Source organism: Variovorax sp. LG9.2 (assembly GCF_035018885.1).
Lineage (GTDB): Bacteria > Pseudomonadota > Gammaproteobacteria > Burkholderiales > Burkholderiaceae_C > Variovorax.
Map to the genome: position 1 here is coordinate 139,725 of NZ_JASJXB010000005.1, position 24,294 is coordinate 164,018.

The following is a 24,294-nucleotide window of genomic DNA, read 5'->3' on the forward strand; positions in this document are numbered from 1 at the left end:
TCTCATTGGGTTTCAGAACGCTGCGTCGAGCAGCCCGCGGATCTCGGCGGCACGCGTGACGTGCGCGGGTTGCAGTGAAGGCCGCGCTCACCGAGCGTCTTGGTCGCGATGCGGTCGAGCGCCTGCCCGGATGCGGGCACGGTATTCACTCGGTGAAGCCGAAAGCGGCAACCATGCGTTGCTCGGCAATGCGCCAGTCGTGGCCGACGTCTCGCCTGAACACCGTCGTCGTCAGATTGAAGCGCAGCGGACCCGCAATCGATGGCACAACATGGTGCAGCGCCGGCGTGGCGGTGTAGCGGTAGGCGATCATGTACGCCTCCACTTCGGCGGTGCCGTCCGCCAGCGCGCTGATGTATTCGTTGGTCAGCACGTGGCGCGTGTCGACATCGAGGGGGCGTGCTTCGAGCGCTGCTTGAACCGCCGGTTTGCCCTCTAACCATTGACCCTGCCGCAACCAGCGGCAGTCTTCCGTGAACAGCGCAAGCATCAGGTCGTAGTGGCGCAGATCGAGAGCATGGAAAAAGCCATGCAGGAGCTGGGTGAAGCCGGCGGGCGCCGGTGCCGCTGCGGCGGAAGAGACAAAGGAAGATACAGCGACCATGGGGCCGGAGTTTAGGAAGCGGCTTGCCCGCCAACGCACCCTGTTCGATAATCCAATGTTTGCGATTTGGAAACCTTGGGACCGCCCATGGCCCTCCCGATCGCTCACGCGCGAAGAGAGACGAACCCATTGGACCGCCTGCGCTGTCTCCAGATATTTACGGAAGTTGCGCGCTGCGGCAGCTTCGTACGGGCTGCCATGCAGCTGTCGGTTTCGCGGGCCACTGTCACCAAGCATGTGGCCTGGCTCGAAGCGTCGATGGGTGCGCAGCTGCTCAAGCGCACCTCCAAGCAGGTTGCGCTGACCGAAGCCGGCGCGCGTGTGCTGGGCGCTGGACGCGATCTGCTCGAACGCTATGAAGCCATCGAAGGCGAGGTGCGCGATGCCGTGCAACTGCCGCGAGGCGCCATCCGCGTTGGCACGCCGCCCTCGTTCGGCGCCTACCACTTGATGCGGCTGGTGGCCGGATTCACGCAGCGCTACCCTGACATCGAGGTGACCGTGGTGCACGACGATGGCCGCTCCGATCTGGTCGCGCAAGCACTCGATCTGTCGATCCGCATTTCCCCCTCGCTAGAAGATGCCAGTTATGTCGCCCAGTCGTTGCTGAAGTCGCCACAGGTCGTGGTTGCGGCACCGGCCTATCTCAAGGTGCATGGGTACCCGGCCACGCCGGCCGAACTCGCGCGCCACAACTGCCTGGTGCACATCATCAAGTCGGGGGCCGGGATCTGGAAGTTTGCCGGCGATCCCCCCCAGCAGATCCGCGTGCGCGGCACGGTGCGATCCAACCTGGGTGATGCTCTGAAGCAGGGCGCCTTGCTGGGCAGCGGCATTTCGTTGCATCCCTATTACATGGTGTCCGACGAACTCAAAGCCGGAACGCTGGAGGCGGTGCTGCCGAGCTTCGTGCCGGAGGAACTCGATATCAACGTTGTGTTTTCCACCCGGCGCAACATGCCGACGCGCGTACGGCACCTGCTCGAATTTTTAAAGGAATGGTCACGCGATCCGCCTGACTGGGCGCTTTCCACCACCGTCGGCCCAGCGGCCCTTGCCCAGCGATCCGGTGGCTCAGGCGTCAAAACGCGCGCCAGGTGATCCGTGGTTGCAAGAGGCGTCCAGCTATGGATCGAGCAGCACCTCACATGCCTCGTCGGCGATCACCTGTTCTTCGTCGGTGTGCATGACGAGAAGCGAGATCTCGCTGTCGGGTGCGTCGATGCGAAGCTTGTGTGCGGTGTTCGCCTCGGCGTCGATGCGAACACCGAGCCAGGCGAGGTGCGCCGCAATGGCCGCGCGAACGCTCGGCTGATGTTCGCCGATGCCGGCGGTAAAGACGATGGCGTCCAGGCCGCCGAGGGTGGTGGCGATCGCCGCCATCTCGCGCGCAATGCGCAATGCGAACAATGCCAAGGCCTGACGTGCTTCCGGTGCATCGCTGGCGACAAGCTCGCGACTGTCCGCTGAAATACCGGAGACGCCGAGCAATCCGGAGCGGTGATAGAGCATGTCTTCGAGCGCGTCGACGGACATGTGCTTTTCCTTCTGCAGATGCAGCAGCACGCCCGGGTCGAGCGCACCGGGGCGCGTCGCCATCGGAATGCCGTCGAGCGTCGAGAACGACATGCTGGTATCGCGGCTGATGCCGTTCTCCAGGCCGCACAGACTCGCGCCGCTGCCCAGATGGGCGACGACGACGCGGTCGCCGATATCGCCCACGTCGCCATCGCCGTTCAGTGCCAGTTGGCCGGCAATGAACTTGTACGAGAGCCCGTGGAAACCGTAGCGCTTGACGCCCTGGTCGAACAGATCGCGGGGCAGGGCGAAGCGACGCACCAGGTCGCTTTGCGTGCGGTGAAACGCCGTGTCGAACGACGCGGCTTGCGGCAAGTCAGGACGCAGCTTTTGAACCGCACGAATCAGACGCAGGCTCTGCGGCTGATGCAACGGGGCGAGAGACGACAACGCATCGATGGCCGCGAGCGTGTCGTCAGAGATCTTCGTCGGCCCGTCGAAACGATCGCCGCCATGCACCACGCGATGCGCTACAGCCAAGAGCTTGTCGGACTGGAAATGGCTCGCGAGCCAGCCGAGCGTTTCATCGATAACGTCGTGCAGGTCCTCTGTGGCGTGCGACTTCAAGGTCACCTGAAGCGGTCGATTCGCCTCCTCGATCTTCAGCGACAGCGGCTTGTGCCGGAGATCGATTGCACCCTGCCCAAACGCTCGCGCCTTGCCGTCTTCGATGGCAAAGAGCCCGAGCTTGATCGTCGATGAGCCAGGGTTGAAGGTGAGGAGTACGTCGCGTGCCATGGGTGCATCTTGTACCGACGCTCAGTCACCGCACCATCGTCAGAGCGATGCGACGAGCGCCGCGACCGCGTTCGCAGACTGCTTTTCACCGGCAGCGACAAACAGCAGCATCGACCGTCCCGTGACCGTGTAGATCGCCTCTGGCTCGAAGTCCTCGGGCTCCTGCGGGTCGAGTGCGGTGTCGATCAGGCGCGACCAATGCACACCGTCGGCACGCGCCGGCAGCTTGAACTCGATCGCGTCTTGCCAGCTGTTGATCATGATCATCACGGTCGCATCGTCAGCGGGCCGCGCGATCGAAGAAGCTTGCGCGGTGCCTTCGAGCAGCATGCCGAAGCAACGCGTTTGCGGGTCGTCCCAGTGGCCCGAATCCATCTCGGCACCATCGGGCGCGAGCCACGTCACGTCCTTGAGCTGCGTCTCTTCCTTGACGTCGCCCGACAAGAAGCGTCCGCGGCGCAGCACCGGCAATTCCTTACGCAGCTTCGTCAGACGTTGCGTAAAACGGTTGAGCGCCTGACCACGCTCGTCGATCTCCCAGTGCAACCACGAGATGTCGTCGTCCTGGCAATAGGCGTTGTTGTTGCCTTGTTGCGTACGGCCGAACTCGTCGCCGGCCAACATCATCGGCGTGCCCTGCGACAGTAGCAAGGTCGCCAGCATGTTGCGCTGCTGCCGTGCGCGCAGGTCGAGCACGGCCTCATCGTCGGTGTCGCCTTCGACGCCGCAATTCCACGAACGGTTGTCCGAGGAGCCGTCGCGGTTGTCTTCGCCGTTGGCGTCGTTGTGCTTCTCGTTGTAGCTCACCGTGTCGGCCAGCGTGAAGCCGTCGTGCGCGGTAATGAAGTTGACGCTGGCCCAAGGACGGCGGCCGCGATGGTTGAAGCGGTCACCGCTGGCCGACATGCACTGCGCCAACTTGGGCGCCAGCGCTTCGTCGCCTTTCCACCAGGCGCGCACGTTGTCGCGGAACTGGTCGTTCCACTCGGCCCAGCCCGGTGGAAAGCCGCCGACCTGATAGCCGCCAGGGCCGATGTCCCATGGCTCGGCCACCAGCTTGACGCTCGACAGCACCGGGTCTTGCCGGCAGCTCTTCAGGAAGCCGCCGCCTTCGTCGAAGCCGTACGGCTCGCGCGCCAGGATGGTCGCCAGATCGAAGCGAAAGCCGTCGACGCGCATCTCCGTCACCCAGTAACGCAGGCTGTCCGTCACCATCTGCAACACGCGCGGATGGCTCAGGTTGAGCGTATTGCCGGTACCGGTGTCGTTGATGTAGTAGCGCGCACCGGGGCCTTCAGCGCCGTTGCCGTCTGCACCACCGCCCGGCATCAGCCGGTAATAGCTCGCGTTGTCGATGCCCTTGAAAGACAGCGTCGGGCCAAGCTCATTGCCCTCGGGCGTGTGGTTGTAGACCACGTCCATGATCACTTCGAGCCCGTTCTCGTGGAAGCGGTCGACCATCGCCTTGAACTCGTCGATGTTGGGCCCGTCCATGTAGCGCTGGTCTAGCGCGAAGAAGCCCATCGTGTCGTAGCCCCAGTAGTTGGTGAGGCCCTTGTCCGTCAGGAACGGCTGGTTCAGGAACATCTGGATCGGCAACAGCTCGACGCTGGTCACGCCCAGTTCGCGGATGTGCTTGATAGGACCGTCTTGCGCCAGGCCGGCGAAGGTGCCGCGCATGTGCTCGGGCACGTCGGGCCGGCGCATGGTGAAGCCGCGCACATGGGTTTCGTAGAACACGGTCTGGTCCCACGGCACCCGAACGTTTCGGGTCTGCTTCCACTGAAAGTGCGAATCGACCACCACGCATTTGGGCACCATGTGCGCACTGTCGCGCTCGTCGAAGCTCAGGTCGGCATCTTCATGGCCGACGGTGTAGCCGAAGAGTTCCGGCCCCCACTTCAGCTCGCCCATGTGCGCCTTGGCGTACGGGTCCATCAACAGCTTGTGATGATTGAAGCGGTGACCTTTCTCGGGCTCGTACGGGCCGTGCACGCGGTAGCCGTAACGGGCGCCGGGCTGCAAGCCGGGCACGAAGCCGTGCCAGACCTCGTCGGTGTATTCAGGCAATGTGATGCGCGCCAACTCCTCGATGCCGGCCTCGTCGTAGATGCAGACCTCGACTTTGGTTCCATGCGCGGTGAACAGCGCGAAGTTGACGCCGTGGCCGGTGTAAGTGGCGCCCAACGGGTGCGCGGTTCCTTCTTCGATCGAATACGTTTGTGTCATGGCGCAATCATCGCGGATGACGGCGCCGAACCTTGGGATCTCAGGCTCGCCGGCTCGTAGGCGGAAAGCTCTCGACAGGCCAGATTGGGGTCTCGGCGTTAAAGCCAGCTGCGGCGAGCGCAGGCGGGTGCCGACCGTGCATGAGCAACGGGACTGCGCAAAACACGATAGTGCCTACGATGACCAGGCCTGTGTAGAGCGCGGGCGAGCCAACCGGCAGCTGATCGGGCGGAAATAACGCAACCAGAAAGCTGAAAAGCACCCCCATGAAACCGATGCCTGCGACTGCCCACATTCCGATATTGCCGCCAGGCACGCGAAATGGACGCGTGAGCTCTGATCGCGAGTAGCGCAGCTTGATGGCGGCCGCGTACATGAACATGTAGGCGATCAGATAGAGCGCGATGGTCATGGCCGACAGCAAAAAGAAAACGACCGAGACGTTCTTGACGAAGAAGTAGAGCGACGACATCAACGTCACCACGACACCTTGGGCCAGCAGGATGTGTTTGGGCATCCCATGGCCGTTGGTCGCCTGCAGAATGCGCGGCAAATTCCCATCCTGGGCAGTTGCCAGAAGTCCTCTCGACGGGCTGCCGAGCCACGCAAAGATGCCGCTGACGGCACCGAGTCCGACCAGCAGAGACAACGTCCTTGTCAGCCAGATCATGTGCCACATATCGCTGATGACGGCGCTGAACGTATCGAAGACGCCCGACTGCAGCGAAATCCTGTCGTGCGGCAGGATCGCCGCGACCGGGATCGCTCCGAGCGCGAAGACGAGAACTGCCGCCAGCGCACCGATGCCTATCGCCAGCGGATATTCGCGGCCCGGCTCGCGCATTTCCGCGACATGGACCGCCTGCACCTCGACACCGGCGAAAAGCAGGATGATTCCGGCCAGGAAGGTGACACCGCCGAATCCATGGATCGACGGCCAGAACGTCGCGTGGCCGTCGTTCGACACGGCCGGGTCGGTCAGGTGCCGCCAGCCGATCGGGTGCCCCGTCGACAGCCAGTAGGTGAGGAGGACCAACAGAAACAGGCCTGGCACGATCGTTCCGGCGATGAATGTCCAGTTCGCGAGCCTGGCGAAGACCCGCACGCCACGCAACACGAGCGCTGTCACCACCCAAAAGACGACGATGCAGAAGACGCCGACGAAAGTCCCGTTTTTTGCGAGGTCGGGACGCCCGATGGTGTACGCCAGAGCCACAGCGCCGAAAGTCAGACCCACTGGAAACCAGACCACGTTCTGTATCCATTGCAGCCAGACCGCGAGAAACCCCCATCGCTGACCAAAGGCTTCCCCGACCCACGCATAGATACCGCCCTTCCTATCCGAAAAGGCACCGCCGAGTTCGGCCGAAACGAGCGATGCTGGAACGAGGTAAAAGACAACCGCGAACGCCAAATAGGCAAACATCGTCATCTCCTCCTTGGCGAGCAACGGCAGACCGCGCAAGCTGGTAACGATGGCTGCCGCGGTCATGAGACCGACCGACGCCGAGCTCAGACGAGCAGGGTTCTTTTCAGCAGTCACGCAGAAGCTACTTGGCTATCGCCAGGACAGGATCATCGAGAAATAGCCGCCGATCAGCGCCAGGACGGTCGTCAACGCATAGCTCACCGGATAAGGGACGGCGGCGACCGAGCTGCCGGATTCCTCCATGATGGCGTTCAGACCCGGCGTGCTGTTGCGCGCGCCCGTGGTGGCACCATCGGAGATGATCGAGTTGAGTCCGAAGAACTTGATTCCCACCCAGAAGCCGACCAGCGGCGGTATGAGCGCGCCGGCAAGGCCGATGAGTGCGAGCCAAAGGATCGTGTTGCCGCCGAGCGCGGAGATGACCTTGGGGCCTACGTTGGCCGACAGCACCGCGACGAAGGCGTTCAGCCCGAAATCCTGCAGAAAGCTTCGTGCGCCTTCGTGCACCGGACCACCGAAGTTGGGGTTGCGGCTGCGGAAATAGCTGACCCCTACCCCCGCCATGATGACGCCGGCCGAGGTTCCGAGCGAAAAAGGAATGCCTGAGATCGTGACCGTGACGATGCCCACGAGGTAGCCAGCCAGCATGGCGATCGCGAGATAAAGCACCTCGGACTTCATCGTCGGCAGCACGATGTGGCCGCCGAATTCCTTCGCCGCTTTGCGGAGCGCGGAGTCTGGTCCGGTGAGGCGCAGCACGTCGCCGAAGCGGACATCGCTTTTCGGGCCCAGAGGGAGTTCGGTTCCGCCACGGAAGAGGGCCTGCACGGCGACACCGCCAGACATCACCTGTCCGAGTTGCGCCATGCTCTTTCCCGAGTGCTCGTGAGCGCCGACGTGCACGTCCGCAACCTCAAGCGGGATGTTCCGCGCCAACGGATTGCTGGATTCTGGGCCGATCAGCTTCCCGTCCTTCAGGATCAGGTCATGCACGTCCCCACGCACCGTGACGATGTCACCCTTTCTGAGGACCAGGTCGTCGGTCATGTCAAGCACACCGCCGTCGCGGACCAGCCGAAGAATGGGCGCGGCGGGGAAGTCCACGGCCAGCTGCGCGATGTTGCGGCCAATGAAGCCGTCATGCGTAACAGAGAAGGCGCGCAGATCGTAGGGAGAAATTCCGATGACCAGTGCACTGGGCGCGCCTGGGACGGGATGGGTAGCCCCGCCGCTGAACGCTGCCTCGGCCAGTTTCGCATCGGCCTTGGCGTCGTGTCCAAAGATGCGCGGAAGGTAACGGATCAAGAGGATGATGCCGACTGTGGAGAGAACATAGCTGATCGCGTAGGCAGCCGCCATATTGGCCCCCACCTGCGCGACGGTCATGCCTGCGGGTGGTTTGTAGGCACCACTCGCCAGTGCGCTTTGGCCGACACCGAGGATCGCCGTGATGGTGTAACTCCCGGAAATCAGACCGGTCGCGTAGCCCGGCGCGAGCCCGGCCAGCGCGGCTCCGAAATAGCAGATGACCCAGTTCAAGACCCAGACGATCAGCCCGATCGCGACGAAGGCAAGACCGCCCTTGCGCAGCCCCGAGAAGAATTGCGGTCCCACCTTCAGCCCGAGGGCGTACATGAAAAGCAGCAGCATGAACGACGACAGAATGCCCGGGATGGCGTAGGTGATGTCGTATGCGGACTGGGCGATCATCGAGACCACGACGCCGACCAGCAGCGTGCCGGCCGTAGATCCAAGAGAGATGGTCTTGAAGTTGAACTTGCCGATCAGAGTGCCGAGCGCAAGCGCGAGCAGAACGAAAGCGATTGGCTGATCGCCCAGGAGTTGGAAAAAGCCGTGAACCCCAGCCTCGGTCACAGACCGGATGCTATCCATGATGAAAGCCAGGTTTCGCCGTGGAATTGGGGACCGGGTTCTTCGTCAGGTGCTGGATCGCACTTTTTATGTCGTTGAGGAGAAGTTGCGCCAGATCCCGACTGACACCGTGACGAATCAGGATGCGCTGCACAACGGTGTTCTTGCGATTCAATGGCAGCGGATAGGAAGCGATCTGCCAACCCCGCATCCGCACCCTCTCGGACAGGTCATACAGGGTGTAGCCATGATCGGAGTCGGTCAGACGGTAGGCAACGGCTGGCAGGCCACCATGGCCGTCGTAGACCATCTCAAACGGTTCTAGCTTCGCCAATTCGGCCCCCAACCATTGGGCCGTGTCTGAACACGCTTGCTGAATGGCCGTGTAGCCCTCCCGCCCGAGGCGCAAGAAGTTGTAGTACTGCGCAATGATCTCGCCACCCGGGCGGGAAAAGTTCAGCGCGAAGGTCGGCATGTTGCCGCCGAGATAGTCGACGTTGAAGATCAGCTCTTCGGGCAGGTCTTTCTTCGAGGCCCAGATCACCCAGCCCACCCCCAGCGGGGCCAGGCCGTACTTGTGCCCGGACGCGTTAATGGATCGAACCCGCTCGATCTGAAAATCCCATACAAGGTCGCGCTGAATGAACGGCGCGATGAAGCCGCCCGAGGCCGCATCCACGTGGATCGGGATGTCCAGCCCGAGGTCGCGCTGCATGGCATCGAGCTCACGCGCAAGCGCTTCGACCGGCTCGTAGATCCCTGTGAAGGTGACACCCAGCGTCGCCACGACGCCGATGGTATTTTCGTCACAGTACCTGCGCAGGTCTTCGGGTTTGAGCCCGAGCGCATCACCTTCCAGAGGCACTTCGCGAATTTCGACATCGAAATACCGGGCGAACTTGAGCCAGCAGATCTGCACCGGGCCAGTCACGATGTTGGGCTTGCTGGCGTCCTTGCCCTCGGCTTCCCGGCGCTTGCGCCATTTCCATTTGAACGCCAGACCGCCGAGCATCGCCGCCTCGCTGGAGCCGGTCGTCGAGCAGCCCACCGTCTCCCACGATTGCTGCGCGTGCCAAAGGTCGGCAAGGATGTGGACGCATCGGTTCTCAAGTTCGGCGGTCTGAGGATATTCGTCCTTGTCGATCATGTTCTTGTCGAGCGCTTCGGCCATGAGCTTCTGCACTTGAGGCTCGACCCAGGTCGTGCAAAAAGTGGCCAGGTTCTGCCGCGAGTTGCCGTCGAGCATGAGTTCGTCGTGCACCAGGCTGTAGGCGGTCGATGCCTCGGTGGACTGGTCGGGCAGCCGGTACTTTGGAAGGCAACGTTCCGAGGCGCCGGAGGCGTAGATGTCCTCGATCGAGTTGTCGTGATGTTCAGTGGTCTGGTGAAGTGCCATGGGATCTTTCGGTTAGCAGGAGCGGGTCGTCGCGCAGCGTCGGACGCCGCGAGATTTCCGCGATGGGACGGGCAGGGTGAAGGAGTCGCGGCAACCGCTGCAACTCCGGTGAGTGCTCTATGGCGCATTGGGGAAGCGCCGTCAGGACAAACTAGACGAACGTCGGTGGGGCCGGCCTAGCTATCCCAGGGCGGCGCTTTGGCCGGCCCGGCTGTCGACGTGGCGGGGGAAGAGAAAACCGATGTGCTGCAGTGCGCTCACGTCAAAGCCTCACCTGCAAAACGGGGACATCTGAGGAGTGCAGGATGTCTTCCGCATTGCTGCCAAAGGCCAGGCGCGGCAGCCCGGTTCGGCCGTGCGTCCCGATCACGACGATGTCGGCGTCCCAAGCCCTGATCTCCAGGGCGATCGCCGGGTAGATTTCCCCGACCACCCCTTGCCGAAGCGCGACATCTCCTTTCACGTCGGCATGTTCCACTTCGGCAAGGCCCGCCGCGAGGACTTCATTGCCCCGCGTGACATTGGGGTTCGGCGCGTCGAGAGCGCCGGTGCGTGGTTCGCCGCTTTGCTCCATTCGCAGTTCGTCCACCACATGAATCAGACGGATGGAACCTCGCGTCGTTAGAGCGAGCTTGATGGCTTCCTGTAGCCCGCGGTATCCGGTTTCGCTGCCATCGATCGGTACGAGGATCCTTTGGTACGTCGAAACGACTGGCGACTCTGGCGTTCTTTGGCTGCATGGGTGCATGCGTTGCATCCTATGCCGCTGAAAATTCCGTGCGGGCTCGTGTGCCGACGCTTGATGTCTGCTTTCACAAATCGCAAAGACTGACGAATAACTTGTTCACCACACCACACCACACTCTCATCGCTCAAACCGCAACCGGACTCCGCTCCGAAAACGGCCCGTTCCAGTACGGGTAGTAAGGGTAGAGCGGAGTCACCGCACTCGCCGTATCCAGGTTCGCAATCTGCGCCGCACTCAATTCCCAGCCGAGCGCGCAGAGGTTCTGCTGCCACTGCGTCTCGACGCGCGCGCCGATCAGCAGGGTGGCGACAGTCGGGCGTGTCAGCAGCCAGTTCACCTTCTGTTTCGTGCGGCCGGCCTTCCGCAGGCAAAGCCTGGCGGCGTCGGATCTTGCCGGTGAGCCGGCCCCAGGCCCGCGGGCTCCAGACGATCGCACCCACGCCCGGGTCGATGCCGAACGGGATCAACTCCCATTCGTAGCCGCGGCCGTTGAGCGAGTAGCAGGTCTGGTTCGCGACGAAGCGCTCGGCGCCCAGCTTGTCAACCGCTGCCGGCGGCTTCATCAGCTGCCAGCCAGAAAAGTTGGAACCGGCAATCTAGGGGAGCTTGCCCTCGCGGATCAGTCCGTCAAGTGTCTGCACGACCTGCTCGATGTCGAACAGGTTAACGCCGGCGCCCAAGCAGATGTAGACGATGCGCCGCGAGCCCGCAACATCGGTGTTGCCCCACGCGCTGAAGGGCGGACCTTCACCGCCGAAGGTGCCAACGCCATAGCCGAGGGCGGGCACCTTGAAGCTCGATTTGTTGAAGTCGGTATTCCATGTCGATGTCCTTTTGCCCAAGAGAGATCGGGATGTTTGTTCGATCAGGCACGGGCTGGAATGGCATCGACAGATAACCTGCTTCGCCCCTTGGGGCCAGCGACTCCACACCGCGAACCCGAACTCACCGAGCGTCAGCAACGCAGCGACCCCGCCCGGCGCATCGAGCCCGAGCACGCTCAAGATGGTCATGCCGCCGATCCACGCACCGAGCGCGTTGCCGAGGGCGAAGGCGGCGATGATCAGGCTCGACGAGGGCGGTACTTGATTTTCTGTTCGAGAACGTCGACCTTGCCGGCGGTGGCTGATGATGCTTCACGCCGATTGTGCGCAAGCGAACAGAATGGACTCGCTTTTCAACCTGCCTTGAGGTTGAATGCGCGCATGGCATCCATCTACAAGCAAATCGATATCCAGGCTCCGGCCCAGCAAGTCTGGGAGGCGGTGCGTGACTGGGAGCTGGTGCACGAGCGGCTGGTGCCCGGTTTCGTCGTCGACGTCAAACTGGAGCCGAAGGCGCGCATCGTCACTTTCGCCAACGGCGTGGTGGCGCGCGAAATCATCCTGGCGGTCGATGACGCGGCCCACCGGCTGGCGTACTCGGCCGTGGGCAGCCGCGCGGCACACCACAACGCTTCGGTTCAGGTGTGTCAGACGGGACCAGCCACCTGCCAGATCGTCTGGATCACCGACGTGTTGCCCGACACGCTCACCACTTCGCTCAACGCGATGGTCGAAGAGGCGTCCGCCATCATGAAGCGCACGCTGGAGCGCTCGGCCACCCAATAGAGCGAGTCAGCGGCCGGTTCAGCCTTCGACCAGCTCGAAGCTGCTCGGCGGCGAGGCGGCCAGCTCGGCCCAATCGAGTTCTTCTTCGAGCGTGTGGAACACGTCTTCTTCCATCTCGCCCGAGCGTCGCAAGTCTGCAAGCCTGGCGCGCTGTGCCGCGATGCTGCGGCGCGTCAGGTCGTCGATCTTGGCGGCTTCGCGCGGGTGCTTGCCGGCGTCGATTGCCTTGCGGTCGGCCTTCAGCGTTTCGCGCAGTGCCTCGGCCGCATCGCCGCGCTCGTTCTCGACGCTGGCCTTACCCGCGTCGATCAGCGCGATGCGGCCGGCGATCAATTCATGGTCGAACGATTCGTCCCTGGCAAAGCGCAGCAGCCGAACCGGCGGCCACCGACGCCACCGCCGCGCTGAAGATCAGCAGCGCGACCGCATCGTTGAGCCGACTCTCCCCCTTCAATACGCTGACGGTCGCGCGCGGCAACTGAAAGCGCCCTAGCACCGCACTGGCCGCAGCGGCGTCGGGTGGCGCGACGATGGCGCCGAGCGCGATGGCCGCCGCCAGTGGCAGGCCGGCCACCACGACACAGAGCCAGGCCACGGCCGCGGTGGTCAACAGCACCAGCACCGCGGCCAGCGAGAACAACGACAACCAATAGCGCCGCAGATGCCACGGCGGAAAGTCGAACGCCGCATCGAGCAGCGCCGGCGCGATGAACAACCCCAGCGCCAGCATGGCCGGGTAGGGCACCGGCCAGCCGCTCGACACCTGGAGCAATACCAACGCGATGACCAGCAGCGTCAGCATGCTTTCGAACAAGACCATATCGAGTGACCGGATACCGGGATTGCGACAATCGCAACATGCCTTCCCGTTTTCTGAAAATGGCCCTGCTGCTGGGCCTGCTCTCCGCCATCGGTCCTTTCGCCATCGACATGTACCTTCCGGCCTTGCCGGCCATCGGGCAAAGCCTGGGGGCCGACATCGGTGCCGTGCAGATGAGCCTGACGGCGTTCTTCCTGTCCCTCGGTATCGGTCAGTTGTTGTATGGACCGGTGTCGGACATGGTCGGACGCAAGCCTCCTCTTTATGCGGGTTTGGCGTTGTTCGCACTTGCCAGTGTCGGCTGCGCACTGGCCACCGATATCCAGACCTTGATCGTGCTGCGCTTCATCCAGGGGCTGGGCGCGGCTGCCGGCATGGCGATTCCGCGCGCCATCGTGCGCGACCTGCACACCGGCACGGATGCGGCGCGGCTGATGTCGCTGCTGATACTCGTGTTCAGCGTGTCGCCCGTCCTCGCGCCGTTGGCGGGCAGCGGCGTCATCGCACTCGGCGGCTGGCGCGGTGTGTTCTGGGTCGTCATGGTGGCGTCGGTCGCGGGCATGGCGATGATGTTCATGCAGCTCGACGAAACGCGACCGCCATCGGAGCGCGTCGAGAGCAGTCTGGGCAGCGCGCTCGGTGCGTACTGGCTCCTGCTGCGCGACCGGCACTACCTCGGCCTGGTCTTCATTGGCGGCTTCGCGCTGGCCGGTTTCTTTGTCTACCTGGCCAACTCGTCGTTCGTGATGATCGACCACTACGGCCTGTCGCCTGCGGTCTACAGCGTGGCCTTCGGCGTCAACGCAGCGGCTTTCATCGCGGCCTCGCAGTTCACCGGCGCGCTGGGTGAACGCTTCGGCCTGGTGCGGGTCGTGAAGTTCGGCGTCCTCGCCTGCGGCACCGTCATGCTGGCGCTGTTCGCGTATTTCGCCTCGGGCGGTGACCGGCTGGCGGTGCTCATCGTGCTGTACTTCATCGCCAGCGGCTTCATGGGGCTGGTGATACCGACCACCGGGGTGCTCGCGCTGGAAGCGCATGGCGCCATCGCCGGCACGGCGTCGGCCTTGCTCGGTACGCTGCAGATGCTGACGGGCGCTTTCATGATGGCGGCGGTCGGGCTCTTTACCGATGGCCGACCGTTGCCGATGGTCGCGGGCATGGCCGCAGGGGCGTTCGTCGCTGCGGTGCTGACCTGGCTCACGCTGGGCGGTTGGCGCACGGCGCCGAAAATGGAGGAGGCCCTGTGAGCGCCGTGGCCTCCAACGCATCCGACACGTCCAACACGTCCGGCGCATTGAACGCCGCGCCCAAGCTCGGCGACGGCCTGGCCCAGCCGGCACGCAACCGCGCCATGATGGTGATCATCCTGGGCATCGCGGTGGCGGTGCTCGACGGCACCATCGTCAACCTGGCATTGCCCGGCATCGCGCGCGAACTGAACGCCAGTGCGTCGCACGCCATCTGGGTCGTCAACGCGTACCAGATCGCCATCCTGGTGTTGCTGCTGCCACTGGCCTCGCTCGGCGATCTGGTCGGCTATCGCCGCGTCTACCTCGTCGGCATGGCCTTCTTTACGCTGGCATCGCTCGGTGCCACGCTGTCGAACTCGCTCGGCACATTGATCGCGGCCCGCGCGCTGCAGGGCCTGGGCGCCGCCGGGATCATGAGCGTGAATGCGGCGCTGGTTCGGCTCATCTATCCGTCGGCCAAGCTGGGGCGCGGCATGGCGATCAACTCGCTGGTCGTTGCCACCGCCTCGGTCGCGGGACCATCGGTCGCGGCGGCCATCTTGTCGGTGGCGTCATGGCCGTGGCTCTTCGCGCTCAACGTGCCCCTCGGTATCGCGGTGTTCTTTCTCGGCATGCAGTCGTTGCCCGCCAACCGCGTGGCGCCGGCTGCGGGCTCGCGCTTTTCGCTCATCGACGTGGTCCTGAACATCGCGATGTTCTCGCTGATCTTCATCGGCGCCGACCGGCTCGGCGTGCGCGAAGGCGGGCAGGGCGCCGACCCGATGGCGTGGGTCCTGCTCGCGGCAGGCATCGTCGTGGGTGTGTTCTACCTGCTGCGCCAGCGCACGTTGGCGGTGCCGCTGTTCCCGGTCGACCTGATGCGTATTCCGGTGTTCGCACTGTCGATGTGCTCTTCCGTCGGCGCCTTCAGCGCGCAGATGCTGTCGTACATCGCGCTGCCCTTCATGCTGCTCGAGACGCTGCACCGTTCGCACATCGAGGCGGGCTTGCTTATCACCGCGTGGCCACTCGCCATCGTGGTGGCTGCGCCCATCGCCGGGCGGCTGATCGGCCGCGTCCCGGACGGTTTGCTCGGCGGCATCGGCATGGCATTGATGGCGCTGGGCCTGGCGCTGCTGGCTGCGTTGCCGGCCGATCCTTCGAACCTGAACATCGTGTGGCGCATGGCGCTGTGCGGTGCCGGCTTCGGGCTGTTCCAGTCGCCGAACAACCACACCATCGTGACCTCGCCACCGCCGCAACGAAGCGGTGCGGCAAGCGGCATGCTGGGTACCGCGCGCCTGACCGGGCAAACGCTCGGCGCGGTCATGCTGGCCGCCATCTTCAGTGCGTGGGGTCCGCACGAAGGGCGTGGCCAGGTCATCGCCCTGGCGGTAGCAGCCGCATGCGCCGCGCTGGCCGGCGTGTTCAGCGTGCTGCGCACTCGCGGCAAGTAGAGTCCGGGCCGATGACGCAGATCGGCAAGTCCGATACGACGCCATGCCCGCCGGCCTCCCGGCCCTGGGTGCTGGCGGCCGCCATCGTCGGTTCCAGCATGGCCTTCATCGACGGCACGGTCGTCAACGTGGCCTTGCCCGCCATCCAGCGCGACCTGCATGCGACGGCTTTCCAGGCGCAGTGGGTCGTCGAGTCGTATGCCCTGCTGCTGGCGGCACTGCTGCTGGTGGGCGGGGCGTTGGGCGACCACTTCGGGCGGCGGCGCATCTTCGCGATCGGTGTCGGCCTTTTTGCATTGGCCTCGGCAGCCTGCGCCGCCGCTGGCGACGTGCACCAACTCATCGCGGCGCGCGCAGTGCAGGGCGTCGGCGGTGCCTTGCTGGTGCCCGGCAGCCTGGCCCTCATCAGCGCGTCGTTCCCGGAAAAAGAACGCGGACGCGCCATCGGCACCTGGTCGGGTTTCAGCGGCATCACGGCGGCCATCGGTCCGGTGCTCGGCGGCTTTCTGGTCGATCGCTTCTCGTGGACCTGGGCTTTTCTGATCAACCTGCCGATGGCCGTGATCGTGCTCTTGCTCGTATGGCGCCACGTGCCCGAAAGCCGCAACCCGAAGGCCGGCGCGCTCGACGGTTGGGGCGCCTTGCTGGCCACCGTGGCGCTGGGCGGCATCGTCTACGCCTTCATCGAGGCACCGACGCAGCACTGGACGTCGCCCGCCGTGCTGACGGCGCTGGTGCTCGGCGTGGCCGGGACCGTTGCCTTCGTCGTGGTCGAAAGCCGGCTGCGCTCGCCGATGTTGCCGCTCGGTCTTTTCAAGGTCGCGAACTTTGGTGGCGCGAACCTGCTGACGTTGCTGCTCTATGCGGCGCTCGGCGGCGGCCTGTACTTCTTTCCGCTCAACATGATCCAGGCGCAGGGCTACTCCGCCACCGCCGCGGGCGCTGCGTTGCTGCCGTTCATCCTCATCCTGTTCGCGCTGTCGCGCTGGGCCGGGAAGCTGGTCGATCGCTTCGGGCCGCGCTTGCCGCTGGTCATCGGCCCGACCATCGCGGCCGCAGGCTTCGCGCTGTTCGCAGTGCCGGGCGTCGGGGCCAGTTACTGGACCGGATTCTTCCCGGCCGTCGTGGTGTTGGGCCTGGGCATGACCATCACCGTGGCACCGCTCACCACCACCGTGATGAACGCGGTCGGGCCGGATCTCGCAGGCGTGGCGTCGGGCGTCAACAACGCGGTGTCGCGTGCCGCATCGGTGCTGGCAATCGCGGTGTTTGGCGTGGTCATGGCGTGGGTATTCGATGCCGCGCTGATGGAGCGACTGCATGCGATCGGCGCTTCGCCTGCGGTCACGGAATTTTTGCAAAGGGAACGCGACAAACTCGCAGGAGCCGCGTTGCCGGCCGGGCTCGATGCGGCGACCACAGCGGCGCTCAAGCATGCGGTGGCCGCAGCCTTTGTCAGCGGCTTTCGCTGGGTCATGCTGCTCTGCGCCGGGCTGGCGTTGTTGAGCGCGGCGAGCGCGTGGTGGATGATCGGTGGCAAGGCGGCGCCGGTCGAAGCCGCCGCTCACGATCGAAAGGTTCTCGATGTCTGATTTACCCGAGCCGTTGGCGGTGATAGCTGCCCGTGTCGGCGCCGTTCTGCGTGCGCGCGGAGAAACCGTTGCGGTAACGGAATCATCGGCTGGCGGACTCGTCTCCGCAGCGCTGCTTGCGATCCCCGGCGCGTCGGCCTATTTCCTCGGTGGCGCGGTCGTCTACTCGCGCCGTGCCGGCAAGGGTTTGCTTGGTCTGACCACCGACGACATGGTCGGTCTTCGGGGAGAAACCGAGCCCTATGCGCAGCTCGTTGCCGGCAAGGCACGCGACATCCATCGCGCGACCTGGGGCATCAGCGAGAGCGGTGCCGCGGGGCCGGTCGGCAGTCCGTATGGCGACCCGGCAGGCCGCGTCTGTCTGGCAGTAGTTGGCGATTCGGTGGCGTTGGAAACCGTGATGACCGGCGAGACCGACCGCGCAAAGAACATGGACTTGTTCGCGCGCCATCTGCTCGCGTTGTTCGAGCGGACGTTGAACCCACCGGCAACCTGAATGGAGAAAGCAATGCAGGACTTCACGACGACCACCTTCGGCATCCTGGTCTTCCCCGAGGTAGAAGAACTCGACTTCGTCGGCCCGTGGGAAATGCTCACGATGTGGAGCAAGGTCGCAGACGGACCCGGCCGCTGCCTCATCATCTCCGAATCGCCGGGGCCGTTGACATGCGCCAAGGGTCTGTCGATCAACCCGCATGTGTCGTTCGCGGACTGCCCGCCGCTCGACTATCTGCTGGTGCCGGGCGGGCAGGGCACGCGCCGTGAAGTCGGCAATCGCGCGCTGCTGGATTTCGTCTCGTCTCAGGCCGCGAACTGCCGTGCCGTGCTGTCCGTTTGCACCGGCTCTTTCGTGTTGCACGCCACCGGCCTGCTCGCCGGCAAAAGGGCCACGACGCACTGGGCGCAGCTCGATCGCTTTCGTGAACTCGGGGACGTCGATGTGGTCGAGGATCGCTTCGTGCGCGACGGCAAGCTGTGGTCGTCGGCGGGCGTGTCGGCCGGCATCGACCTCATGCTGGCGTTCATCGCGAGCGAGTCCGGCGACGATGCGGCGGGCAAGGTGCAACACGCGTCAGCGTACTACCCGGCGGAGACGCGCTACGGCAAGTACGAAGACCATGCGCAAGCGCCTGCGTACCTGAAGCGACCACGCCCGTAAGTTCTTGCGCGGTCCGGCGAGGCTCGCCCCAACCTGCTACTCGCCAATCGGCGCGAAGCGCTGCCGCATGAAGTTGCTGACATGCGGCGTGAAATCCATGAAGCCTTTCACCGCATGGAACTCCTGCGTGTCGTAGACCCAGTCGCCGGCCACTTCATAGATGGCCGCGTACTTGGGGCCGCCTTCGAGCGACACGAAGCGCCGCGCTGACAACCAGCCGGGGCAGGCGAGAAGCGCGGGCACATGCACTTCTTCGTACCAGCGATTGAAGGCTTCTTCGTGCGTGGGATCGACATCGACGCGGACCATGTGAAGTTGAGGCGCCGCAACCGTAGTCGAGATGCCAGTCATGCCGCCACCTTCGGCTTCACCCGCGGGAACTTAAGCGTGGCCTCGGCCTTCAGCACTTCTTTCTCCTCTTCGTTCACCGCGCTGGCCTGCCAGGTCACGGTGCGCGTGTCGGCGTTCATCTGCGCGATCCAGACCTTGAACTCGATGGTGTCGCCGTAGAACACCGGCCCGGTGAACCAGAAGCGGTCTTCGATCGACACGCCCAGCGTGCCGGCGAGTTCGGCGGTCAGCACGCTGGTGCAGATGCCCGCGACCATGATGCCGGGCGCAAGCCGCTTGCCGAAGCGCGTGGTCTGGGCATAGCTGTCGTCGACATGCACCGGTCCGAAGTCGCCGGTGGCCGCGATGTAGAGCGCGCCGTCGGCTTCGGTGATGGTCTTGCGCACCGACACGCAGTCGCCGACATGCAGGCTGTCGAAGGGTTTGAGTTCGTACATGGCGCCGATTCGTTTTTTCAGCCGCGCGCTTGCACCGGCACCAGCCTGGCGGTGCCTTGTGCCATCACCTCGCCGGTGGACTTGGTACAACGCACGCTGCAAGACACGGCGTCGTCCGCAACGTCGAGCACCTCGATGCGCGACTCGACCGTCTCGCCCACCAGGACCGGCATCGCGAAGTCGATCTGCAAGCCGCCGAGCCGCCATGCGACGCCGGCGACGCGATTCAGCGCCGTGGTCGCCAGCGCGATCGCGCTCAGCTCGAAGGCGAGCATGTTGTCGAATCCGGCCGCCTCGGCTGCGCGCTTGTCGACGTAGAGCGGCGCCATGTTGCCGCTGATGCCGGTGAACATCGCCTGCTCGGCGACGGTGAGGGTCTTGCGAAACGACTTGGCGTCGCCGACCTTGAGCGCGGGCCGCCCGTTCAAAGCACGAGCCCGTTCTTGATGACGGCCTTGGCGATCAGCATGCGGTGGATCTCCGACGTGCCGTCGTACAGGCGAGTCACGCGGCTGTCGCGGTAGATGCGCTCCAGCGGAAGATCCTTGCAGAAGCCCATGCCGCCGAAGACCTGGATGCCGCGGTCGGCCACGCGGCCGATCATCTCGGAGGCGTAGAGCTTGACCATCGACACCTTGTCGCGCGGCTCGCGGCCCTGGTCGAGTTCCCATGCCGTGTTGAGCACCATCATCCGCGTCGCGAAGATCTCGGTGGCCGAGTCCGCGATCATCTGCTGCACCATCTGAAAGTCGCCGATGGGCTGGCCGAACTGTTTACGTTCGGCCGCATAGATGCGCATCATCTCCAGCACGCGCGACGCCATGCCGACCGCCCGCGCGCCGATGTGCGCGAGCCGGATGCCGGCCACGCTGTTCATGATCAGCTTGAAGCCGCCGCCGACTTCGCCCAGCACTGAGTCCACAGGAATGCGGCACTCGTCGAAAGAGAGTTCGGCATGGCCATAGCCGCGGTGGCCCATCATCGGCTGCACGCGGTTCACGTTGAAGCCGGGCGTGCCTTTGTCGACCAGGAACAGCGTGATGCCGCCGCGCGCGCGCTTCTCCTTGTCGGTCAGTGCCATCACGATCACGTAGTCGGCGATGTCGCCGTCGCTGATGAAGTGCTTGCCGCCGTTGAGCACCCAGTGGTCGCCATCGAGTCGCGCGGTGGTCGATATCGATGCGGCGTCGGAGCCGGCGCCCGGCTCGGTGATGGCCATCGCGCAGATCTTGTCGCCCTTCACCGTAGGCAACAGGTACTTCTCGCGCTGCGCGGCATTGCAGGGCAGCAGCATCGGATAGACCTGGCCGAACACGCGGCGGATGAGTGCATCGGAGGTCTTGCCGAACTCTTCTTCGACCAGGCACATGGTCACGTTGTCGAGCCCGCCGCCGCCGCAGTCTTCCGGCATGTTCATCGCGAACAGGCCCAGCTCCTGCGCCTTGCCGCGCACGCGCCGTAAGGCTTCGACCGGCACGTGGCCGAGCGCTTCGGTTTCGTTTTCGAGCGGCTGCACTTCCTGGGTGACGAAGCGGCGCACGGTGTCGACGAGCAGTTGCACGTCGGGCGGGGTGGAGAAGTCGAACATGGGATGGATGTGATCAGTTGGAGGAGGGCGCCGGCGGTTGGCCGACCGCTCGCGAAGCAATCAGCGCATCGATATCGTCGGCGCCATAGCCGATCTCGCCCAGCACCTCGCGCGTCTGCATGCCGAGCCGTTGCGGTGCCCAGCGCACGGGCGGCGCCGCGCCGTCGTAACGCAACGGGTGGTTGAGCATCGTGATCGGCGCGCCCTCGACGCTCTCGGCATCGATGAACACGCCCAAGTGCGCGAGCTGCGCATCGTCGCGCAGCTCGTCGTAATCCTTCACCGGCATGTGCCAGATTCCGCGCGCGGCCAGCAGCGGCAGCCATTCCGCGGTGGTGCGCGCGGGCATGCGCTGCGCGACGATGCGGGTGATATCGGTGCTCTTCGAAAAGCTGTCGGCAGTGTCGAAGCCGGCGAGTTCGGGCAGGTCGAGCGCCACCGCAAGATCGGCCGGCGCCGCCATCGAGATCGCCAGGTGACCGTCCGCCGTCGCGTGGATGCCCGACGGCCCCGATCCGCACCAGCTCGCAAGCCCGTGCGGGCCGCGCGAGGTCGCCGAGCGTGCGCCGTTCATCCATGCCGTCATCGATTCGGCCTGCAGGTCGATGGCCGATTGCAACAGGCTGCCTTCGACCAGTCGACCCTGCCCGGTGCGCTCACGCGACAGCAGCGCAGCCAAGATGCCCATCGCCAGCAACGATGCGGCGTGCTGGTCGACGATGACCGGTCCGGCCGGCGTCGGCGGCCCGTCGGCGCGACCGGTGCGCGCGGCGAATCCCGAGCGCGCCTGCAGCAACAGGTCTTGCCCCGGCAAGTCGCGGTCGGGCCCGCTGGCGCCGTAGCCGCTGACCGATGCGTAGACGATGCGCGGGTTGAAGGCCTTGACCTGCTCATAGCCCAGGCCCAGCCGCGCCATCGCGCCGGGCCGGAAGTTCTCCATCACCACGTCGGCGTTCTCCACCAGCTTGCGCGCGACCGCATTGCCGGCTTCCGACTTCATGTCGAGCGCCAGGCTGCGCTTGTTGCGGCCGGTGGTCAGCAGGTTCACGCTCTGACCCGCGACGAAGTGATTCGCCACCGCCCAGTTGCGGTGGAAGGCGCCGTCCAGCGGCTCCACCGCGATCACGTCGGCGCCCATGTCGGCCAGCAGTTGTGCCGCCATCGGCCCGGCGTGGAAGTGGTTGAAGCTGATGACCTTGAAGCCGGAGAGCATGGGGGTTCCTGGAGAGCGGGGCTGCTTTTCAGAATAGTCGCGGCGCGGCGCGGGAAGGCCGTGGCGGCCTATTCAAATTCCGCGCGGGACTATCAGTGGACTGGATAGCTGTCGCGCGGCGTCACTGTGTCGCGTCCGCCGTTCGGTCGATTCAGCTAGAAACGGTCCTTCAGTGCCGCGGGTCGAACGACCATTTAAGACTAGTTGCCGCCATTCATCGCCGATTCGCCAACCGGACGCTGTTAGGCCGTTCGCTGGCTAACGGCTTATTTCTCACTCTTCTCGTGGCCTCCGAAGAGCAGACTCCCGGTGCACCAGACGGCGTGGCCGAAGTTGCGGATCAACTGCTCGCCCTGCCGCAGATACGACGACGCGGTGTCGATGCCGGCGAGCTTGAGGGCTTCGCCGATCTTCGAGCTTGTCGGGTGTGCATCGCCAAGGCGCATGTCGTAGGCGCCGGCGATGGCAGCGAAGACCTCGCGCGAGTGCGCCTCTCCGGCCTTCTGGGCCAAGATGTTCTGCAGCAACTTGTTAGAGCCCAGCTTCTCCTTGTCGGGGTGGTTGGACAGCTGCCGAAGAGAGCGCACGTCGAGTCGATCGGAGAAGATGCGAACGAGCTCCTTGGCGAGCCGCAAGAGCGATGCTTGGTCCTTGCTCGAAAAGCGGGAGACGTGTTGCATCGACGTGGTGTCGTCAATCTCATGCGAAAACAGCGACACATCGAACGTTTTGCGGAACTCGGCCTCTAGCAGCCGCATGCACCCGAATAGCATCTCCTCCACGGCGTGGGTGCCCGCTGGCCGCGCCTTGACTTGCGAGGCTAAAAGTTCGGCGCTGACCTTGCCTTCCGGCGCGACATTGCCCGCGGCCCAGAGGAACTGCTCCCATGCTGGCAGCTTGGCAATGTCGTACGCGTAGACGGTGATGAGCTCCGAAGCGTTGATACCGAAATGGGTTGAATACCCCGAGGTGGAATTGATCGCGCCGGTTTCAGCCGTATACCACTTCAGCGAGAAGCCTCGATGGCTCATAAGCTCGTTGACCACGGACGGGCGGAACCAGAGCCACCGTCCGATGTCTTCGTCATTGAGCTCGACCGAGAACTTGCGCGAGCCGTCGGTGTTGACGATGAAGTGCGGCAGGTTCTGATCCTCGTCCCCGCGCACCCGCGTACTTTTCCCTTGATGTTCGATCCACTCGTCTCGCCAAAACTCGCCTTCGACGCGCACACCGGGGTAGCCGCTTCGATGGCCATTGGCGTTCTCTGAGGCGGTGTTGTCGTTCGTCTCAGGCCCCATAACCGGGGCATCCTCCTCCTCGTCGACGTCGGTACGCCACACACGAAACGACGCCCAGCTCCCGCCGAACACGGCGTTCAGCTCCTTGATGCGCAGTTCGTACCTTCCACCTTCACGCTGCTCCCGGATCTCCGCCATGCCGGCGTAAGGGCTGTCCTTGAGGTCGACCACGTTCTCGACTCGCTGGCGGTAGTAGGACAGACGGAGGAACAGGCCGCGCGCGGCAAGGTAGTCCATCAGGAACTCGCGCTTGATCTCGATCAGGCGATGGCTGCCATCGCTGTCCATCGTCTCCCTGACGACCACGACAAAGTCCTCTTCCGGCCTTACCCAGTTTGGCCCCTCCTTGATTAGGCGAAGCGCGACCACCATGTCTGGATTCAGAATCCACTGCCGGCCGCCAACCACAGGCTGCGGATGCTCGAAGACGAGGTTGATCCCGATGGGCTCCTTGTCGTTGTACTGATACTCATCGATCGGCGAGTAATAGCCGTCCGAGTACGCATACGGTGCCACGGTGTGCCCAGTGCCGATGTCGCTCCAACTCAAGCTCTCAGCGAGCTCGTGATGCTGTTTGGGGAAGGCGGCAGAGCCGCAACCGAATACGTCGCCGACATACCCCACTTCCTTCACGTTGCCCTTCTCGTCACTGAGCGACGCACGAAGGGGAATCCATGTCGCCCGCGAAAAAGGACGCCGAATTTCAGACGCTTGAAGAATCCAGGCTTCGTTCATAGATCGATTCTCTAGTTGAGATCAGCAGCCGCTCCTCTGATCCAGCAGCCCACTTCGGAATTATGTGAGGGTTGTTCGGTGATCGTAGGTGGGAGGCCAACGTCGCATAGGTGCAAGTTGGGCGCAGGGCGCCTACCCGCGGGCAGTCACGGACGAACGCCAGCTTTTGGCCGGCAGCGACTCACGGGTAGTCTTATGGCAGAGACCGCTA

General features: G+C 64.3%; 23 protein-coding genes and 1 pseudogene. 7 read left to right on the forward strand and 17 right to left on the reverse strand.

Features of this window, described 5'->3' with window-relative positions; all coding sequences use genetic code 11:
* Nucleotides 1–2 precede the first annotated feature (2 nt).
* A complete protein-coding gene (locus tag QN413_RS07245) occupies nt 3–149 on the reverse strand; it encodes a hypothetical protein (protein ID WP_323495940.1) in 147 nt (48 codons plus the stop codon).
* Nucleotides 146–604 carry a nuclear transport factor 2 family protein gene (locus QN413_RS07250; protein ID WP_323495941.1) on the reverse strand — a complete coding sequence of 153 codons (459 nt, stop codon included), beginning with the start codon at nt 602–604 and terminating at the stop codon, nt 146–148. The genes QN413_RS07245 and QN413_RS07250 overlap by 4 nt, the downstream gene beginning before the upstream one ends.
* 87 nt (nt 605–691) lie before the next feature.
* Here QN413_RS07250 and QN413_RS07255 point away from each other — a divergent pair, with 87 nt between their 5' ends.
* Complete coding sequence (locus QN413_RS07255; RefSeq protein WP_323495942.1) at nt 692–1,705, forward strand: LysR family transcriptional regulator; 1,014 nt, start codon at nt 692–694, stop codon at nt 1,703–1,705.
* Nucleotides 1,706–1,729: 24 nt separating this feature from the next.
* Here the strand turns inward: QN413_RS07255 and QN413_RS07260 are convergent, their stop codons facing one another.
* The 7 genes and pseudogenes from QN413_RS07260 to QN413_RS07290 form a co-directional block, all read right to left on the reverse strand.
* Nucleotides 1,730–2,920, reverse strand: a complete 1,191-nt coding sequence (locus tag QN413_RS07260) for an acetate/propionate family kinase (RefSeq protein WP_323495943.1) — start codon at nt 2,918–2,920, stop codon at nt 1,730–1,732.
* Nucleotides 2,921–2,959: 39 nt separating this feature from the next.
* Nucleotides 2,960–5,149 (reverse strand): glycogen debranching protein GlgX, encoded by a 2,190-nt coding sequence (glgX, locus tag QN413_RS07265; RefSeq protein WP_323495945.1) that lies wholly within the window; start codon nt 5,147–5,149, stop codon nt 2,960–2,962.
* Between the two features lie 40 nt (nt 5,150–5,189).
* The gene (locus QN413_RS07270) at nt 5,190–6,641 is read right to left on the reverse strand and encodes an amino acid permease (RefSeq protein WP_323495946.1); all 1,452 of its coding nucleotides are present in this window, start codon (nt 6,639–6,641) and stop codon (nt 5,190–5,192) included.
* A gap of 66 nt (nt 6,642–6,707) precedes the next feature.
* Nucleotides 6,708–8,471, reverse strand: a complete 1,764-nt coding sequence (locus QN413_RS07275) for a hypothetical protein (RefSeq protein ID WP_323495947.1) — start codon at nt 8,469–8,471, stop codon at nt 6,708–6,710.
* Entirely contained in the window at nt 8,464–9,846 is a 1,383-nt protein-coding gene (locus QN413_RS07280; protein WP_323495948.1) for a glutamate decarboxylase, read from the reverse strand. Before QN413_RS07280 ends, QN413_RS07275 begins: the two co-directional genes overlap by 8 nt.
* A 262-nt stretch (nt 9,847–10,108) precedes the next feature.
* Nucleotides 10,109–10,594: a universal stress protein gene (locus tag QN413_RS07285; RefSeq protein ID WP_323495949.1), complete on the reverse strand. Its 486-nt coding sequence runs from the start codon at nt 10,592–10,594 to the stop codon at nt 10,109–10,111.
* Nucleotides 10,595–10,718: 124 nt separating this feature from the next.
* Nucleotides 10,719–11,436, reverse strand: a pseudogene (locus QN413_RS07290) (aldo/keto reductase).
* A 363-nt stretch (nt 11,437–11,799) separates the two neighbouring features.
* Here QN413_RS07290 and QN413_RS07295 point away from each other — a divergent pair.
* Complete coding sequence (locus tag QN413_RS07295) at nt 11,800–12,204, forward strand: SRPBCC family protein (protein WP_323495950.1); 405 nt, start codon at nt 11,800–11,802, stop codon at nt 12,202–12,204.
* 18 nt (nt 12,205–12,222) lie between these two features.
* Here QN413_RS07295 and QN413_RS07300 read toward each other — a convergent pair whose 3' ends face one another.
* Both QN413_RS07300 and QN413_RS07305 read right to left on the reverse strand, forming a co-directional pair.
* On the reverse strand, nt 12,223–12,537 hold the full coding sequence (locus QN413_RS07300) for a hypothetical protein (RefSeq protein WP_323495951.1): 315 nt from the start codon (nt 12,535–12,537) through the stop codon (nt 12,223–12,225).
* A 1-nt stretch (nt 12,538) separates the two neighbouring features.
* A complete protein-coding gene (locus QN413_RS07305; RefSeq protein WP_323495952.1) occupies nt 12,539–13,024 on the reverse strand; it encodes a cation:proton antiporter in 486 nt (161 codons plus the stop codon).
* A gap of 38 nt (nt 13,025–13,062) precedes the next feature.
* On the opposite strand from QN413_RS07305, the gene QN413_RS07310 reads away from it, so the two are divergent.
* The 5 genes from QN413_RS07310 to QN413_RS07330 all read left to right on the forward strand — a co-directional run bounded on the left by QN413_RS07310 (nt 13,063) and on the right by QN413_RS07330 (nt 18,461).
* Entirely contained in the window at nt 13,063–14,271 is a 1,209-nt protein-coding gene (locus tag QN413_RS07310; protein WP_323495953.1) for a multidrug effflux MFS transporter, read from the forward strand.
* A 104-nt stretch (nt 14,272–14,375) separates the two neighbouring features.
* Nucleotides 14,376–15,710: an MFS transporter gene (locus QN413_RS07315; protein WP_187055029.1), complete on the forward strand. Its 1,335-nt coding sequence runs from the start codon at nt 14,376–14,378 to the stop codon at nt 15,708–15,710.
* 11 nt (nt 15,711–15,721) lie between these two features.
* Complete coding sequence (locus tag QN413_RS07320) at nt 15,722–17,302, forward strand: DHA2 family efflux MFS transporter permease subunit (protein WP_323495954.1); 1,581 nt, start codon at nt 15,722–15,724, stop codon at nt 17,300–17,302.
* Nucleotides 17,295–17,798, forward strand: coding sequence for a CinA family protein (locus tag QN413_RS07325; RefSeq protein ID WP_323495955.1), 504 nt, complete (start codon nt 17,295–17,297; stop codon nt 17,796–17,798). Before QN413_RS07320 ends, QN413_RS07325 begins: the two co-directional genes overlap by 8 nt.
* 12 nt (nt 17,799–17,810) lie before the next feature.
* Nucleotides 17,811–18,461: a DJ-1/PfpI family protein gene (locus tag QN413_RS07330; RefSeq protein ID WP_323495956.1), complete on the forward strand. Its 651-nt coding sequence runs from the start codon at nt 17,811–17,813 to the stop codon at nt 18,459–18,461.
* 36 nt (nt 18,462–18,497) lie between these two features.
* Here QN413_RS07330 and QN413_RS07335 read toward each other — a convergent pair whose 3' ends face one another.
* From QN413_RS07335 to QN413_RS07360, 6 genes are all read right to left on the reverse strand, one after another.
* Nucleotides 18,498–18,812: a hypothetical protein gene (locus tag QN413_RS07335; RefSeq protein WP_323495957.1), complete on the reverse strand. Its 315-nt coding sequence runs from the start codon at nt 18,810–18,812 to the stop codon at nt 18,498–18,500.
* Complete coding sequence (locus QN413_RS07340; protein ID WP_323495958.1) at nt 18,809–19,249, reverse strand: MaoC family dehydratase; 441 nt, start codon at nt 19,247–19,249, stop codon at nt 18,809–18,811. Before QN413_RS07340 ends, QN413_RS07335 begins: the two co-directional genes overlap by 4 nt.
* A 17-nt stretch (nt 19,250–19,266) precedes the next feature.
* A complete protein-coding gene (locus tag QN413_RS07345) occupies nt 19,267–19,677 on the reverse strand; it encodes a MaoC family dehydratase (protein ID WP_323495959.1) in 411 nt (136 codons plus the stop codon).
* Entirely contained in the window at nt 19,674–20,837 is a 1,164-nt protein-coding gene (locus tag QN413_RS07350) for an acyl-CoA dehydrogenase family protein (protein ID WP_323495960.1), read from the reverse strand. The genes QN413_RS07345 and QN413_RS07350 overlap by 4 nt, the downstream gene beginning before the upstream one ends.
* A gap of 13 nt (nt 20,838–20,850) precedes the next feature.
* Nucleotides 20,851–22,050: a CoA transferase gene (locus QN413_RS07355; RefSeq protein ID WP_323495961.1), complete on the reverse strand. Its 1,200-nt coding sequence runs from the start codon at nt 22,048–22,050 to the stop codon at nt 20,851–20,853.
* Nucleotides 22,051–22,316: 266 nt separating this feature from the next.
* On the reverse strand, nt 22,317–24,083 hold the full coding sequence (locus QN413_RS07360; RefSeq protein WP_323495962.1) for a hypothetical protein: 1,767 nt from the start codon (nt 24,081–24,083) through the stop codon (nt 22,317–22,319).
* Nucleotides 24,084–24,294: the final 211 nt, after the last annotated feature.